The sequence below is a fragment of the Streptomyces sp. NPDC059874 genome (assembly GCF_042731135.1).
Lineage (GTDB): Bacteria > Actinomycetota > Actinomycetes > Streptomycetales > Streptomycetaceae > Streptomyces.
This window is the reverse complement of record NZ_JBHWJY010000023.1, coordinates 25808-39852: the sequence shown is the minus strand read 5'-3', so window position 1 is coordinate 39852 and position 14045 is coordinate 25808. Positions and strand designations below refer to the sequence as shown.

The 14045-nt window shown below is 69.8% G+C and carries 16 protein-coding genes and 1 pseudogene; 7 read left to right on the top strand and 10 right to left on the bottom strand.

The window, feature by feature from the left end; genetic code table 11:
* Window positions 1-187: 187 nt before the first annotated feature.
* A complete protein-coding gene (locus tag ACFV9H_RS15660) occupies window positions 188-466 on the bottom strand; it encodes a hypothetical protein (protein WP_385398006.1) in 279 nt (92 codons plus the stop codon).
* A gap of 269 nt (window positions 467-735) precedes the next feature.
* Complete coding sequence (locus tag ACFV9H_RS15655) at window positions 736-1584, bottom strand: hypothetical protein (protein WP_385398004.1); 849 nt, start codon at window positions 1582-1584, stop codon at window positions 736-738.
* A gap of 424 nt (window positions 1585-2008) precedes the next feature.
* Between ACFV9H_RS15655 and ACFV9H_RS15650 the strand changes: the two genes are divergently transcribed.
* Window positions 2009-2221, top strand: a complete 213-nt coding sequence (locus tag ACFV9H_RS15650) for a hypothetical protein (protein ID WP_385398002.1) — start codon at window positions 2009-2011, stop codon at window positions 2219-2221.
* Between the two features lie 414 nt (window positions 2222-2635).
* On the opposite strand, the gene ACFV9H_RS15645 is transcribed toward ACFV9H_RS15650, so the two are convergent.
* The gene (locus ACFV9H_RS15645; protein ID WP_385398000.1) at window positions 2636-3016 is read right to left on the bottom strand and encodes a hypothetical protein; all 381 of its coding nucleotides are present in this window, start codon (window positions 3014-3016) and stop codon (window positions 2636-2638) included.
* Between the two features lie 595 nt (window positions 3017-3611).
* Between ACFV9H_RS15645 and ACFV9H_RS15640 the strand changes: the two genes are divergently transcribed.
* Together ACFV9H_RS15640 and ACFV9H_RS15635 are read left to right on the top strand one after the other, a co-directional pair.
* Window positions 3612-4478, top strand: a complete 867-nt coding sequence (locus ACFV9H_RS15640) for an SDR family oxidoreductase (protein WP_385397998.1) — start codon at window positions 3612-3614, stop codon at window positions 4476-4478.
* A 332-nt stretch (window positions 4479-4810) separates the two neighbouring features.
* Entirely contained in the window at window positions 4811-5068 is a 258-nt protein-coding gene (locus tag ACFV9H_RS15635; RefSeq protein ID WP_385397996.1) for a hypothetical protein, read from the top strand.
* A 35-nt stretch (window positions 5069-5103) separates the two neighbouring features.
* Here ACFV9H_RS15635 and ACFV9H_RS15630 read toward each other — a convergent pair whose 3' ends face one another.
* From ACFV9H_RS15630 to ACFV9H_RS15620, 3 genes are all read right to left on the bottom strand, one after another.
* Window positions 5104-5226: a hypothetical protein gene (locus ACFV9H_RS15630; protein ID WP_385397994.1), complete on the bottom strand. Its 123-nt coding sequence runs from the start codon at window positions 5224-5226 to the stop codon at window positions 5104-5106.
* A 308-nt stretch (window positions 5227-5534) separates the two neighbouring features.
* Window positions 5535-5837, bottom strand: coding sequence for a hypothetical protein (locus ACFV9H_RS15625; protein ID WP_385397992.1), 303 nt, complete (start codon window positions 5835-5837; stop codon window positions 5535-5537).
* Window positions 5838-6857: 1020 nt separating this feature from the next.
* Window positions 6858-7994, bottom strand: a complete 1137-nt coding sequence (locus tag ACFV9H_RS15620) for a Kelch repeat-containing protein (protein WP_385398140.1) — start codon at window positions 7992-7994, stop codon at window positions 6858-6860.
* A 395-nt stretch (window positions 7995-8389) separates the two neighbouring features.
* Here ACFV9H_RS15620 and ACFV9H_RS15615 point away from each other — a divergent pair, with 395 nt between their 5' ends.
* On the top strand, window positions 8390-8716 hold the full coding sequence (locus tag ACFV9H_RS15615; protein ID WP_385397990.1) for a hypothetical protein: 327 nt from the start codon (window positions 8390-8392) through the stop codon (window positions 8714-8716).
* Between the two features lie 699 nt (window positions 8717-9415).
* Here the strand turns inward: ACFV9H_RS15615 and ACFV9H_RS15610 are convergent.
* Complete coding sequence (locus ACFV9H_RS15610; RefSeq protein WP_385397988.1) at window positions 9416-10528, bottom strand: MBL fold metallo-hydrolase; 1113 nt, start codon at window positions 10526-10528, stop codon at window positions 9416-9418.
* 352 nt (window positions 10529-10880) lie between these two features.
* Between ACFV9H_RS15610 and ACFV9H_RS15605 the strand changes: the two are divergent.
* Window positions 10881-10994 (top strand): annotated as a pseudogene (locus tag ACFV9H_RS15605) (transposase domain-containing protein); the annotation flags it as partial.
* A 171-nt stretch (window positions 10995-11165) separates the two neighbouring features.
* On the opposite strand, the gene ACFV9H_RS15600 reads toward ACFV9H_RS15605, so the two are convergent.
* The 3 genes from ACFV9H_RS15600 to ACFV9H_RS15590 form a co-directional block, all read right to left on the bottom strand.
* Window positions 11166-11654, bottom strand: coding sequence for a type II toxin-antitoxin system PemK/MazF family toxin (locus tag ACFV9H_RS15600; RefSeq protein ID WP_385397986.1), 489 nt, complete (start codon window positions 11652-11654; stop codon window positions 11166-11168).
* A 97-nt stretch (window positions 11655-11751) separates the two neighbouring features.
* A complete protein-coding gene (locus tag ACFV9H_RS15595; RefSeq protein WP_385397984.1) occupies window positions 11752-12435 on the bottom strand; it encodes a maleylpyruvate isomerase N-terminal domain-containing protein in 684 nt (227 codons plus the stop codon).
* 35 nt (window positions 12436-12470) lie between these two features.
* On the bottom strand, window positions 12471-12659 hold the full coding sequence (locus ACFV9H_RS15590; protein WP_385397982.1) for a hypothetical protein: 189 nt from the start codon (window positions 12657-12659) through the stop codon (window positions 12471-12473).
* A 204-nt stretch (window positions 12660-12863) separates the two neighbouring features.
* Between ACFV9H_RS15590 and ACFV9H_RS15585 the strand changes: the two genes are divergently transcribed.
* Window positions 12864-13151: a hypothetical protein gene (locus ACFV9H_RS15585; RefSeq protein ID WP_385397980.1), complete on the top strand. Its 288-nt coding sequence runs from the start codon at window positions 12864-12866 to the stop codon at window positions 13149-13151.
* Window positions 13152-13497: 346 nt separating this feature from the next.
* Entirely contained in the window at window positions 13498-13659 is a 162-nt protein-coding gene (locus ACFV9H_RS15580; protein WP_385397978.1) for a hypothetical protein, read from the top strand.
* The last annotated feature ends 386 nt before the right edge of the window (window positions 13660-14045 follow it).

Below are 14045 nucleotides of genomic sequence, written 5' to 3'. Positions count from 1 at the left end.
GAGAACCTTTGCGGACCACGTGATCGGCGTCGGGTACTGACCTCTACGATCGGCTTCCTTCGCCCGGCCCCTCATGGGTGCCGGGCTCAGTCAGCCGCAGCCGTCTCACCTCGCCCGCCGCCCTGCTTGCAGGGATGGGCAGGCTGCCCGGGCCGGCGTCCTCCGACACCGTCGCAAGTCCAGTGCGTCAGCCTGCGGCTCGCCTGTCGGCGGCCGGCGGGCCGAGCACGCGATGGGTGCCTGCGGGCAGGTGAGCTGCGGGTGTCATGGTGTGGTGGAGGGCGTGGGCGAAGTCGGTGGTGGCGGGGTGGCGGCCGTAAGGGTCGTAGGCGAGGGCGGCAGCCAGGACCGCGGGCAGGTCCGTCCACCTGGCGGCGCCGCGGCCGGCCTTGGCCACCCCTTCGAGAGGGTGCGGCTCACGGCGGCGTGGGGGAGCCGTGACGTCTTGGACGCGGTGCTGGTCCATGGGCGCCGGACCCTGGCGACTTTCTTCGACCAGGCCCCGCGAATCGACCTGGGGTACCCCGGAGGTCGGGCGGTCATCCCCGTTCCCACGCCTGTTGCCCGGGCGGTTCAGCCCGGCCAGAGTCGCGTGCGCCTCATGGGCCTCGCCCGGGTACGGGCCCAACGCCGTGGCGATCAGGCGGTCGAGGTGCGAAAGGCGACCCACAAGCCGGCTGTAGGCCGCCTTTCGGCGAGCGGCTGATCTTCTTGGCACCTGGTGCGGCTATTCGTTCACGGTTGGCAATACGCAATGGCTGTACCAACACCGTCGTTGATGGGGTTGGTGTTCTGGAACTGAACGATCCAGCTGTCGTAGGGGGTGGTCACGGTTGCCTGCTGGGAGGAAATCGGGATGATGTAGGCCCCCCCGTAGAACCCGCCGGCGACTGCCTTTTGGCCGGGTTGACAGGTTGCTGTGTCAGCAGCGATCGGGCCGCCCGCTACAACCCGGGTTCCCGGCCCCTGGGTAGGAATGGTGTTGACGGTCCCGGTGGCTCCGGTGGCTCCGGTGGCTCCGGTCGCCCCCGTGGCTCCGGTGGCTCCGGTCGCCCCCGTGGCTCCGGTGGCTCCGGTCGCTCCCGTGGCTCCGGTGGCTCCGGTCGCACCCGTTGCGCCATCGGCACCCGGCTGACCGTCCGCACCGTCCACGCCGGTCGCACCCGTGGCTCCGGTCGCACCCGTCGGGCCGGTGGCTCCGGTCGCACCCGTGGCACCCGTCGCTCCGGGGAGACCCTGCTGGCCCGTAGCGCCCGTAGCGCCCGTAGCGCCCGTAGCGCCCGTGGCCCCGGTCGCGCCGGTGGCGCCGGGGTTGCCCCCGTCGTCGCACTCGTCGTCGCCGTGGGGCCCGTCGAGCCGGGCGTCCGCTCCCCACGGATCGTCGTGGTCCTCGTCGCAGCCGTCACCCGGAGGGTTTGCTGCGCGGACGGACTGCGTGGCGTGGATGTTCTGGCCTACGGCGAGTGTGGGGGTGGCGACTCCCATCAGCACCAGGGCCAGCGAGGCGAGGGTTCCGCCGGTCAGCCAGCTGCTCCGCCGGGGCAACGGGCCGAGTCTGGACCCGGTGCTGTGCTCGGGGCTCATGTATGCCGCTCCTTCTCGTACCGGATCGAACGATGCCTAGTGGGATTTTCGGATCACTTCGGTCATCGTGGAGATTGCGATCACGAGAGAGTGGGACGCCTCGCGGACGCGTCAACGGATCGGACCAGTGGTACGCCCACGAATGGGTGCTGACCGGGTGACGGGCGCGGCCCGGCACCGCCGAGCCGGCCGAGTCTGACCCATCCAGGGTCCGTGGGCCCGATATTGCGGTTACCCTGCCGGCGTCGCCGGAGCCAGGGGCTGCACGGGAACGGTCCCGGCCAGGGGAGCGGGGGTGCGCTGCTGCCCGTTCTATCGCTTGCCCGCCAGGGCAGACACGGATCTGATCTACGCCCATTACGGGCCAAGTTCGGCAAGTGCGCGGAGTTGGTCGGGGTGGAAGTGGTCGCGGGGTTCTTTTTGGTTGGCGATCCACACGCCGGTGCGGTGCTCGCCGCCGTGCGAGGGACAGCTCGTAGACGAGCGGCGCTTCGTACAGGTCGCGTTCCTTGCGGGTCCTCGGTGGCGCTCCCTCCAGATCCGGGGCCTGGCGGTCATGTACGGCTGGCGCATCGCCGGGATGACCTCCTATCGACAGTCCGTACTTCCCGCAGTGAGCCTCGGCGAGTACGGGTAGGGATTGGGGATTGGTAGGTGGCGTAGATGGTGATCGGGCCGTGGCCGTACCACAGGGCGAGTTGGGGCGCCGAGGTGGTGGAACGGACATCGAGCTGCCACAGCTGGACCTCGTCCTCCAGTGAGCAGACCGCGACCACAGGTCCGATGTGGCCGGCGGCCCGTCACTCCCTCACGGTCTGGATGAGCAGGTCCAGGGTCGGCAGGAGCATCAGCACCCCCGGGCGAGCCGGAGCGCGGCCGTGGCCGCCATGAACGCCTTGCCGGTCCCGTACGCCACCACCGTCGCCCTCAGCCCCGCCAGTGGAATCCGCTTCCCCAGCGGAATGTCCAGTCCGCGTACGGCTGCTTCGACGGCTCTTCCTGGTGCGGCCGAAGGATGATCGTGTGGGTGCGAGGCATGAGGGCTCTCTCGTTACCCGGTTGCGGAGGCGTGCAGTTGGATGTCGGTGAGGTTCCATGTGGGCTTGCCGTTGGCTGGGGTCTGTCCAATCCGCAGTCGGGAGCAGGCGACGAGTCCCACCCCTTCGTCGTGGTGGAGCGCCAGCATGAGCAGGGGGCGGAGGGAGGGGATGCCGGAGTTTTCAATCTCGCGTATGTGGTGCTCGTCAGCTGTGGCGATGCGGAGGTTCCTGAAGACCCGGATGAGCCGCATGAACTCGACGCCCTCGAAGTGAACTCCGAGGTCGGGCTCCGTGCCCGTTCCCCTGCCCGACAGGAGGAGCTGGGAGTGGCCGATTCCGTACTGCCACACGGTGAACGTTCGGGCACTGCCCCAGCTGATGATCTTCGACATTCGATACTCCAAGGAATTCGGCAAGGCGGATGGTCCGCTGGGCGGTTGATGATCTGTGGCTGATTGTCGGTTCCCGGTTCCCGGTTGCCGTCTATGGTCGCGACCCGGGTCGATTTGCTTCCTGCGATCACGCCGGCTACGGGCAGCGTGGGCTGCGCACCGGTGCTCCGCAGAAAGTTTCGTGCCGGTGCGGTGCGCGTTTCACTGACGAGTGCCCATGATCGAGGACACGGGGCGCGAGTGCGGGAGTGGGAGCCACCCAGCTCGGCGAGCGCGGCGAGCTGCCCGGGGTCGAGGCGGTCGCGGCGGGCTTTCTGCTTGGCGATCCAGGCCCCAGGCCGGTGCTCACCGCGATCTGGGAGCCTCTCATCGCTGTCTTCACGGTCGCCTTGCGGGCCCGGACGGCCGCTTTCACACCGAGCTCGCCGAGCCGAGCCGCGAATGCCTCGACATCCCGGAAACCGACGGCGGAGCATCGCGGGTACTCGCCGCGCAAGGGCACGGAAGAGAGTGCTAGGCGGCCTCGTTCCGCGACTAAGTGTCGCCATTCGGATACTTTGGGCTGATGCGAGCCGACCTCGGGGAATGAGCGATTATGGCGACGGTGCTGGTGACGGGCGCGACAGGGAACGTCGGTTCGAAGGTCGCCACGGAGCTGTGTGCGCGGGGCATTTCGGTCCGTTCCTTCGTCCGTGACCTGGATCGTGCGGCCGCCGTTCTCGGCGGCAAGACCGAGATGGCGCACGGCGACTTCGCAGAGCCGGCGTCTGTCCGGCGGGCGCTCGACGGTGTCGAGCGGATGTTCCTTCTCTGCGCGAACGACCCCAGGCAGGTGGAGTACGGGACGAACGCGATCGACGCGGCAGCGGCCGCGGGTGTCCGGCAGGTGGTCATGCTGTCCACGATTGGGGCAGGGGCCGGTTCCTCGACGGTCTTCTTCGACCAGCACGGCCGCATTGAGGAGCACCTGCGCGGCTCGGGCATCCCGGCGGTGGTGTTGCGCTCAAGCCACATGATGTCGAACATCCTCGGTTCTGCCACGACCATCCGGCAGGCCGGCCGCTTCTTCCTCCCCGCCGGTGACGCGCGAATCGCAATGGTCGATCCGCATGACGTCGCCACCGCCGCTGCCGCGGTGCTGGTCACGTCCGGGCATGACGGCCGGACTCACGTGCTCACCGGCCCGGAGGCGATCACCTACGCCGAGGTCGCGCGGCTGCTGTCGAATGTCCTGGGCCGCCCGATCGAGTACGTGGACGTCCCGGACGACGCGGCGGTCGCGGGGATGGCCCAGGCCGGCCTGCCGCAGTGGATCGCGGAGCAGGTGGTGGACGTTTTCGAGGCGCTGCGCGGCGGTGAGAACGCGTCCACCACCAGCTCGGTGCGGGAACTGACGGGCCGTGAGCCGCGCGGCTTCGAGGAGTTCGCCCGCTGGGCGGCCCCCTTGCTGGTCGGCGAATAACACCTCCTCAGCGCCGGCAGGACGCCACGAGCCCGCCCAGGCGCTGCGCCGTGGCGCTGGTGCGCAGACGGGCAACGCTTGATACGCATCGCCCTGGCCATGACGAGATCCGATGCTGCTCGAACACACTCGTCTTGACCCCGTCGTTCTCGGCTGCCAGTGGTACCTCTTCGACGCCGAGGGGATGATGCCGCCGCCCACCCGCGAGCTCCTTCGCAGACCTCATCGCCGGAACGTGCCCGGTGCCCGGGCTGGGGCCGATGTCAGACTCGCCTCGTAGCGTCGAAGGCGCGGGTACGGATCGGGACCGCTGAGGACGTGAGGAGCAGGCCATGGGCGAGATCAGCGTTGACAGGCAGCACCTTGACCGGCCGCTGGCCGACAGCGCGAGCACGTACGGAGCCCCCTACCAGCAGGCTTTCGCCGAGCTCGCCGAAGCGCGTCGCGGCCGGCCCGTCGCCGAGATCCTTCCGCTTCTCCGCCGGGCCGCCGACGAGGCACTGCTGGGCTTCACGGACGCGGACCCCCGCGAACAGGCAGAAGCCATCAGCGCGGGCGAGCCGTACGCCCTGCGCGTCACGGTGGCCTGACCGCGCCCGCGCAGGACGTCCCGCCATGGGGTGGGTCAGGCCCTGCGCCGGCCACGGCCGGCGTCGGCAAGGGCCTCGGCGAGCTGGTCGTGGTTCATCGACGAGCGGCCCGGGATGCCGGCCGCGGCCGCCTTCTCGTACAGCTCGGCCTTCGGCACCGACACTAGCTCCCGGCCTTCGGCTGCCCGGCCGGAGCGCGCCCGCTTCCTTGGGGCCGGCTTCTTCCCCCCGGCACCGCCCGGGCGCTGGGGAAGGCGGCCTTGTCCCGGTGCCCTTGAGACTCCTGGCCCGCTCCACGCCGGCGCGCAAGGCCGCCATCGGGTCGACGGCGCCGGTCGGCTCCGCCGCCGGTTCGGCCTTCTCCACCACCTCCCTGGCCGCCTTCGCCTGCACCAGGGCCTGGACCCGGTTCCCATCCTGCCGAGCGGCGAGGGGGATCCGCGCCGCTCTGTCACCGGACGTGCTGCTACTGGATGAACAGGCTCATGCCGGGAGCGGGTCGAACGACCTGCCCCGGCGGGACGGCGCCCGTCACGTGCCCGTCGCAGTTGGGGCCCGACCACACGAAGGCGGTCTCGTCCGTGAAGTTGGCCACCTCCGAGGGCACGAAGTCGCCCAACGGATAGCAGCCGGACGGGTCGTGCACCGGCGCCCGATCGATGAACAGCACCCCTTCCGCCGCCTGTGCCGTACCCGGCGCCGCCAGCGCCATCGTCAGCGCCGCCGCGCACGCCCCCAATACCCGCGCCACTCGTCGTGTCTCGCGCATCCCGGTCCACCTGCCTCTTTCATCTTGCCGCAACCATTGCCGTCACTGAGGGTAGGACAGTACTACTCACTGTGAGGGGATGTGTGGAGGTGAAATAGGGGACGCGTGAAATGCCAGGAGACCTCGCTGTGCCGGCCGTGTCCGGCGCGGCGAGAGGGTCGGCCTTCGCACTGCCGCTGGCCCCCTGCTGGACGACCGGCCGTGTCGGGTTTCAAGTCGTCGGCGACAGCAGGATCGAGGGGGGAGCGGGCACGACAGCTCGCACGCCGATGCCCCGGCGGTCGAGGACCAGCCCGTCACCGACGGGGCGACCGCGTCCCTCACGCGGGTGGAGTACATCCCGGCCGATGAGCACGTTCAGCCGTACGTCGGCGGGTTATCGGCGTGTAGGCCGACAGCCCGAAGGATCGCCGCCGGCGGCGTTCTCTGCCTGGGCCTCAGCCCGTGGCGTCCTTGAGGACCTCGGCAACGAACTCGCAGACGTCGGACTGCGACACCTCACCTCCGCGCCCGCGAGCCAAGGCCTCGACCGCTGCTCCGCGCAATTGCGTGCTCGCTCAAGGCCCGCAGCGACGGGGGCCGTCAACTTGGGCTGCCGGTCTAGGTGATGCCGGCCCGGAGGAGGGGTTGAGCGGAGTGAATTCCATGTCGCAGGCGAACCAGGCCGCCGGGGGCTTCCAGAGCAGCAGGTCGGTCTCCTGCTCCACCGCGCCGCGGGCTCCCACCGGCCGGTCGTCATCGCCTCGAACGCCGCCGTGTGCACCGTGGATGACGTGCTCACCAGCAATTCAGCGACTCCTTCGATGGTGGCACGAGCCACCTCCGCGCTAGGGGCTGTCGGACACCCGGACTACGCGCCTATCGGGCAAGCGCAACGCCCCCTTCGTCCCCCGACGGCGACGGAGGCCTGCTGCGGAACTGGTACGGGCACGGCTGCGCTCACGCAGCCGGTGGCAGGCGGATCTCCTCCCGGGGCCGCGAGCCGGGCTCGGAGTCACGATCCCGGCTCCGCTGGTTCATCTACCGCTCTCCAACAGCGAAGGCCTCCGCGGTGCTCAGGGCATTGTGGGGGAAGCCACTTGCGCCGCCGAGGGCGTAGACGCAGATTCCGTTCAGCCCTCGGGTGTCCTTGGGGCAGGGAGCGCTCGTACCCGCCAGCTCGAACCGAGCGGTAGGCAGGGAATGCAGCGTCCGCCATGTGTCCGTGGCCGGACTGTAGGCCTCCACCGAGTTCAGGACCTCGTCGGTGAAGTTGAAGCCGCCGACGGCGTATACGCAGATCCCCTTCAGCCCTTCGACGCCCTCGGGGCAGGGTGCACTCGCCCCCGCGTGCGCGACGCGGCGGGTGTCCAACGAGGTCAGCGTCGTCCACGTGTTCGTCGCCGGGCTGTAGGCCTCCACCGAGCTCAGAACCTCCTCGGTGTTGATGTCGAAGCCGCCCGTGGCGTACACGCAAGTGCCATGAAGTCCTTTCACACCCTTGGGACACGGCGCGGTCGCCGCCGCCGGGGCGTCGCGGGGGGCGTCGAGCGAGGGCAGCGTCTGCCACATGTTCGTGGCCGGGCTGTACGCCGTCACGGTGTCCGAGAAGCCGCCACCCACCGCATACACGCAGATTCCCCTCAGCCCTACGACGTCCTTGGGGCAGGGTGCGGTCGCCGCCGCCGCAAAGCTACGGGCGGCGGGCAGGGCCGGCAGCGCCTTCCACGTGTTGGTGGCCGGGCTGTACGCCTCGACCGTGCTCACATCATCGGAGCCGATCCGGCCGCCGATGGCGTACACGCAGATCCCCTTGAGTCCTGCGATGTCCTTGGGGCAGGGTGCGGTCGCCGCCGTGGGGGCGTAACGGGCGGTGGGCAGACCCCGGAGTTTCTTCCACGCGTTCGTGGAGGGGCTGTAAGCCTCCACTGCATTCTGGGCTTCCGAGCCGATCCGGCCGCCGAGGGCATATACGCAGTTTCCCCTGAGCCCCTCAACCCCTTCAGGGCAAGGCGCGGTCGCGCTGGCAGGACCGTAGCGGGCAGTGGGCAGGTCGGGCAGCGTCAGCCAGGCGCCCTGGGCATGCGCTGCAGTGGCCGTCAGAGCCAGCACGGGCGCCAGCGCAACGGCCGCAAACCACCGTGAACGCCGACGCGGCAGCGGCCGGCCGGCCGGCATGGGTGCGGGCGCGGGCGGCGGAACCCGGCCAGCGCGGCGGTGCGGGGACAAGATCCCGAGGATCGCTCTCGGGAGGCCCGACTGGTCACTTCGCATCGAATGCCTCTTCCCTTGCCCGCGCAGCAACATGTTGTGACCGGCTGGCCACTATGTGCCCATTCGTACAGGATCGCGTGCAGGCGCTGTCACCTCAGCGCCGCCGAATGGCCGACTAGGTTCGCCGGCGCCGAGTCCCGGCCGCACCGCTGGTCGTCGGCTTGAACACTGGTGGCGGAGGAAGCCCCCATGGATATCTGTCATGCGCGGCTCAGAAGCAGACACCTTGCCGTTTAACATGCGCGCTGCTGCTTCGGTCGAGTAGGTGCTCTGGAGCAGGACCTGACAAGCTTCGCGGCATGGTGTCCCGCGAGAGTCCCGAGAAGAGCCTGTTGCGCCTGGTGGATGTCTGTCCTGATCTCGTTGGCGAGATAGTTGCCCTACTGCGGGACTCACATCCTGGAGACCCGATCGCGGACTCGATCTCGTGCCTGCCCTTTCACGGGATCTGCCGCGACTACGTACTGACGGCTCCAGAGGGGACACCATCGCCGTGGGTCATCGCACTGGAACGTGAAGCGGAGACGGTGTTTCTGCTGGGTGTTGATTCGTCTCAGTCTGTAGTCACCTGGGTTGATGTACTGGACGGGCGAGATCCGCCTGCCGCGTTGTTGCGTCAGTCGTGACGCGTCTGGGCTTCGTTCCCCTTTGATGGTGGACTGGGCGACTGTATGCCTCGCCGGTGGCGAGGACCCGCCCGATGTCGTGGCGGGCCGCTGGTTCTTCGAGCCGAGCGCTCGGCCAGGACGAGCCGGGTCCAGCGGTCGGCGGCCCGCGAGTCCCGCAGCTCCCGGCGGGTCCAGCCAAGGGTCTGCTTGAGGAGGCGAAAGGTGTGCTCCACGTCGAACCTCCGCATCGCAGGAACGACCACCAGCGCCGGTCAACGTCGTCCGTGGCGGTGCCGGTGACCGACCACCACAGCCAGACGGCCTTGTTCGCACCGCCGCTGGGCAGCTTCTCGACCGTCAGGCGGACCACGGTGCCCTCGATGATGGGCAGCGGTCCGTCGTGGTCGATCCAGGCGGCCCGGCGGGTTGGCCGGGGATGGAGCCGGTTCCACGCCTGCGCGGTCGCCGCCCCGTACCTGACGGTCACTGTGGTGACCTCGCCCCAGGTCTCGGGCTTGCCGAAGACGAACTCACGGCATGCTTGGGCGGGCGTCCGCCCTGCGGCGGGCAGATCCACGGCACGGGGACGGGCTTGCGCATCACCTGGTCCGAACGGAGCCGGCCCGGCACCTCGACGGGAAGATCGGCCGGGAGCGCGGTCCATGAGGTCCGGCCGCTGTCGCACCGGGGACGCAGCGATCCCTGGCAGAGTCGGGCTCAGGGGCGGGTGCCGAAGGGGCCGAGGACTTTGTGGTCGAGCCGCAGGGATTCGACCATGGTCCAGGCGTTGTCGAAGGTGAAGACATCGGCACCGCCGAGCCGGCTGATCCAGGCCGGGGTGACGGCGTCGGCCGTGGTCTGGGTGAGGATGTCGAGGTACTCCTTGAACACGGCCCAGGCGTTGCCCGGGTACTTGGCGAAGAGGGGTCCCACGTTGACGAATTCGGTGATCGCCTTCCTGCCGTAGTGCTCCAGGTCGCGCAGGTACTCCTGCTGGATCTTGATGTCCTCCCGGGTACCCAGTCGGGTCAGGTGCCCGGCGATGTGGGTCTCGAAGTCGAACTCCAGGAGCTGGTTGTGCGCGTTGATCCAGCCGGGGATGTTGGTGGACACGACGAGGTTCCTGAACGGGACCCAGCCGGGGTAGACGATGTCCACGACGTTCAGGACCTTCTGCCGCGGCGCGTAGATGAACAGGTTGTCCTGGCTGTGGTTGGGGCCCTTGTAGTGGATCTCCAGGACCTGGTCGTCCACCTCCAGACGGTAGTGGCTGGAGACGGTGCGGTTCGGCAACGGCGGCCGGCTGGACTCGGGTACCTGCTTCAGCAGGTGGGCGGTCTGCTCGTGAGCGATGATCACGAGCTTCGGGAGGCTCGCGTCGCGGAGCTTGTCCGCCGCACCGATGTGGTCCGCGTGGTAGTGGGTGTACACCAGGTGGCTGATACGGGCACCCGGTGCCACCTCCTCGATCGCGCGGAGGATGTTGCCCCCCAGCGTCGGGGGAGCGTCCACGACGATGACACGCTGCTTCTTGCGGTGGTGACGTTCGGTCACCAGGAACATGATCTGGTAGAAGCCGTCCGTCAGCCAGTACAGCCGCTCGCCGATCTCCTGGACCAGATAGCCCTTCGCGGGGATCTGCGGACCGATCGCGGTGGGCGGAACGGGCGCGTACGCGCTCGGTGCGGCAGCGGCCGCGGCGGGGTTTGCGAGTACGGACTGCAGCGCGGGTACCGACGCCGCCAGTGCCGAGTACTTCAGGAAGCTGCGACGGCTTGCCGGGTCGTGAGCGACGGGGGGAATGGGTTCCCCACCAGGAGTTGTCGTCATGGCCTCTCCCAGAGGTGTGCGTCCGAATCGACGGGTGTGGCAGCCCTCCTGCCGTCAGAGCAGCCCACTGCAACCCGTAGCCGACGCAAACTGGAAGGGCGGGGCAAATCTAGGTGCTGCACCGCGCTTCATCGATGAGCCACGCTGAGCCGGATTTCCAAGCTGTGCAGCAATGCGGATCACCCACACCATCGGACGGCACCCTGCCGAGAAGGAAGCGGACGACGACCGCCAACAGGACCGCGCCGCCCGTTTGGGGGAACTGTCACGTTGCCGTTGCGCGATCGGCTGATGCTGCGTCAGGGCGGGAGAGGGGGTCGGCTGCCTGCTGCTCAGGCTGTGGCGGAAGCGGGTGCGGCTACTGCCCGCGCGCGTCATGGTCTACTTCGTCCTGGCCTTGGCTTTGTTCGAGCGCTGCTCCTACCGAGCGGTGTGGGGCAAGCTGATCGCGCAGCTGCCCGCCGCGTCCTCGTCCGCCCGACTGTCTCCTCCCTCGCCCGGGCCCGGCGCCGCCTGGGGGCACGCCCGCGCAAGCTGTTGTTCCAGACCCTGGCCGGTCCGGTCAGGTCGGTGGGCGTGGCCAGCCAGGTGTGCACTACCGGGGCTTGCGCACCGTCGCGGTGGACGGCACCAGGCGCTATCCCAAACCGCCGGGGACGAGCGGGAGTTCGGATACCCGTTGCTGCGCCTGCTCGTGATCGTCGAGTGCGGCGCCCGGGCCCTGCTCGCCGCCGCTGAGACGGAGGGCGTCTCTTATGTCGCTGAGCTTCGCGGTCGTCGCCGGGGTCCACTCACTCGCCTGTTCGGTGAGTTGGATGGCATCCTCGATCTCGCTGAGCTTCGCGGAGGGCAGTACGCCTGCCGGCTCGATCAGGTCGTCCCGGGACACGGTGGTCAGCCACGTGCAGGGGGTAAAGCCCGGGCGCGGGAACGCGACCCTCAGCACACCCTCAAAGGGCAGTCCCTCCATGGCACCCACGGCCACTTCGACCCCCAGACCGCTGATGTCGACGCCCGCCGGGGCGACGACCTGCATCGCCCGGATCCCGGACGCGCTGTCTCCCGACAGGAGTACGGCCGGCCGCCGCTCGTCGAACTCGACCCACCAGACTTCGCCACGTCGCACAACTCCTCCTGATACAAGATGCCGGGTGGACGCACACGCCGTGCGCCCGAGTACTGGGTGATTCACGGTTTCGCGGGATTACGGGCAGGGGCGGACGTCAGCCCAGGGCGAGCCAGCGGATGCCGAGCTGTTCGACCTGTGCGGCCTCCGCTTCGTTCAGGGGCTCTCGGCCGGTGGCCTTGCGCAGGAAGTGGGGACGGCTCCACCCCAGTTTGTCGGCCGCCGCGGTGTGCTCCGGGCCGAGAAGCAGCTCCGTCACGGCGTCACCGGCGGCCGGGGTGAGCCAAGCTTCACGTCCGAGTGCGTCGGCCAGATCGAGGCCGTGGACGGCGACTTCCACGACGCGGGTGAGGAGGAACTCCGACAGGAGCATGGCGTCGCCATGGCGTGTCCGCACGGTCCGACCGGCCGGCTGGACCCGGCACAGCCGGTCGACCCGCCGCCAGGTCGCGGCGAAGTCCTCGGTGAAGGCGGTGCCGTCGGCCGGCCCCGCCGCACGGTCCTGGGCCAAGGCGATCCGCTTGCCATTGGTCTGCGGTGAGAAGCGGTCGTCCGGCCGGTAGTACTCCACCGCGGAGATCTCCGCCTCGCCGGGCGCCGGCGCGTCCAGCATGGCCGGAAGCCAGTCGATCACCACGCATACGTGCCCGAGCAGGTCGCGTACGGCCCAGGGAGTGCAGCGCGTCGGGAGGTTCCACTCGGCCTCGGAGAGTCCGGCCACGGCGTCGCCGAGGGCTCCGCATTCCAGCTGAAACGCTTCGAGTACCTGGTCGTGATCCATGCTGCGTCGCCTTCCGTCCGTTCGGCGTCCCGCGCTCACTTCGCGGTCCCGCCGGTCCGCTCCGCGCGGAGTATGGAGTAGATCATCAGGTCGTGCCACTGCCCGCCGTCGGGATCGAGCAGGCCGTTCTCCGCGAATCGGCGGCGCAGGTCGGCCGTCGACCGGTAGCCGAACCACTGGTGGATGCCCCAGCCCTCCGGCCCAGTGAACTCCGGCTTCCACACGGCGAGGTCGTCGGCGGCGACGGGCGCAACGTGATCTCGTCCGACACGGTACGGCTCCTGATCCTCCCGGGCCGAGCGGTTCGATTCCGCACGGCCACGACGGGCAACGCTTGCGTACTTCTTCGACTGCCGACACGCGCTCTGGCGGGGTGCCGGTTGCGCCCGCCGGGAGAAAGATCGTCAAGACTGCCATCGCGGGCGGTCGTGGAGGCCGCCGATCCCGAGGCGGTGCGTGCCGCGCTGCGGGGCCCGATCGGGGCAGGGGTGGCGGCGGAGCGGCTGACGCAGGCGCTGGGGATCCCGTTGCCCCCGATGCGGCCGAGGGTGACCGCGGCCGCCATCGGACACCTCGTCCGCGCCGGCCTCCTGGTCCACCTCGGCGGCGAGGCGGAGTTCCCCGAGGTCCACCCGGAGCAGGTGGCAGCGCCGGCCCGCCGCCGGGACCTGCGCGCGCTCCTTAACAGGTCGACTGCAAGCACCACGGCGGCGTGACCACCGTCCCGCTCTACAGCGGCGAGACCATCGCCCTCCTGGACGTCGCCCGTCCTCGGATGGACTGGCGGGCGGTGCGGGAGACCCGTCGGGGCCGACGCTCCCAGCTCGCCGCCCTCACCCCCTGTCACCCCGGACACGGACCGGGTCCTGCTCGCCGAGGGCCAGATCGCGTGTGTATGGGGCGGGCGGCGGTGGTCAACTGGCGCCGCCGCCACGCCGACTTCCCCACCCCGACCGGCGGGACTGACAGGCATCCGGAGCTCGAGCGTCCGCAGTCGCCGCCCGGCTGCTCGCAAACGACAAGATCGCGATTCTCACCGGGGCGGCAGCGGCCTCGCTGCGGGTGCGTTGTGCTGGGGGCGGTGCGCGACGGTTCCGGCTCGATGCCCCGTGGCTGGGCCTCGCCGACGATGTCGAGGGCCAGGACGAGCTGTCGGGCTGGTCCACCGACGGGGACGCCGACGCTCTGGCCGCCCTGGCGGCGGGGGAGTTGGGGGCCCTATGACCCGGCCGACCGCGCCCGGCACGGGCCCGCTCGCGGTGCTGGGCGCGGTCCGGGTGACCGACCGGTTCCAGTCAGGGGCGGGCGGCCTGCGGGCCGTACTGGAGCGGCCTGCCCGCCTGCGGGGCACCCGCCTCACAGAGGCCGGCGGGCGGGGTGGTCCGCCACGGGGTCCCGCACGCGAGGACGGGGGAGGACTGGGTGCGCAAGCGGCACGACTGCGGCGGCGTCGTCCCGGTGTCAGCCGGCGGGTTGCGGCGGTACCGAGCCGGAGTTCACGCCTGCCCCGTAGCACCTGTCTCTGAAACGGTATTCGCAGGTCTCAGAGGTGCTGCTGGGAGAGGAGAGGCTGGGGACGGCTGGCGGTCGCGGAACGGGCACAAGGACCG

Excerpts from the sequence above, each read along its gene's own strand:
- ACFV9H_RS15660 (WP_385398006.1), bottom strand. The coding sequence starts at position 466 with ATGGACCAGCACCGCGTCCAAGACGTCACGGCTCCCCCACGCCGCCGT.
- ACFV9H_RS15655 (WP_385398004.1), bottom strand. The coding sequence starts at position 1,584 with ATGAGCCCCGAGCACAGCACCGGGTCCAGACTCGGCCCGTTGCCCCGG.
- ACFV9H_RS15645 (WP_385398000.1), bottom strand. The coding sequence starts at position 3,016 with ATGTCGAAGATCATCAGCTGGGGCAGTGCCCGAACGTTCACCGTGTGG.
- ACFV9H_RS15640 (WP_385397998.1), top strand. The coding sequence starts at position 3,612 with ATGGCGACGGTGCTGGTGACGGGCGCGACAGGGAACGTCGGTTCGAAG.
- ACFV9H_RS15635 (WP_385397996.1), top strand. The coding sequence starts at position 4,811 with ATGGGCGAGATCAGCGTTGACAGGCAGCACCTTGACCGGCCGCTGGCC.
- ACFV9H_RS15625 (WP_385397992.1), bottom strand. The coding sequence starts at position 5,837 with ATGCGCGAGACACGACGAGTGGCGCGGGTATTGGGGGCGTGCGCGGCG.
- ACFV9H_RS15620 (WP_385398140.1), bottom strand. The coding sequence starts at position 7,994 with ATGCCGGCCGGCCGGCCGCTGCCGCGTCGGCGTTCACGGTGGTTTGCG.
- ACFV9H_RS15615 (WP_385397990.1), top strand. The coding sequence starts at position 8,390 with ATGGTGTCCCGCGAGAGTCCCGAGAAGAGCCTGTTGCGCCTGGTGGAT.
- ACFV9H_RS15610 (WP_385397988.1), bottom strand. The coding sequence starts at position 10,528 with ATGACGACAACTCCTGGTGGGGAACCCATTCCCCCCGTCGCTCACGAC.
- ACFV9H_RS15595 (WP_385397984.1), bottom strand. The coding sequence starts at position 12,435 with ATGGATCACGACCAGGTACTCGAAGCGTTTCAGCTGGAATGCGGAGCC.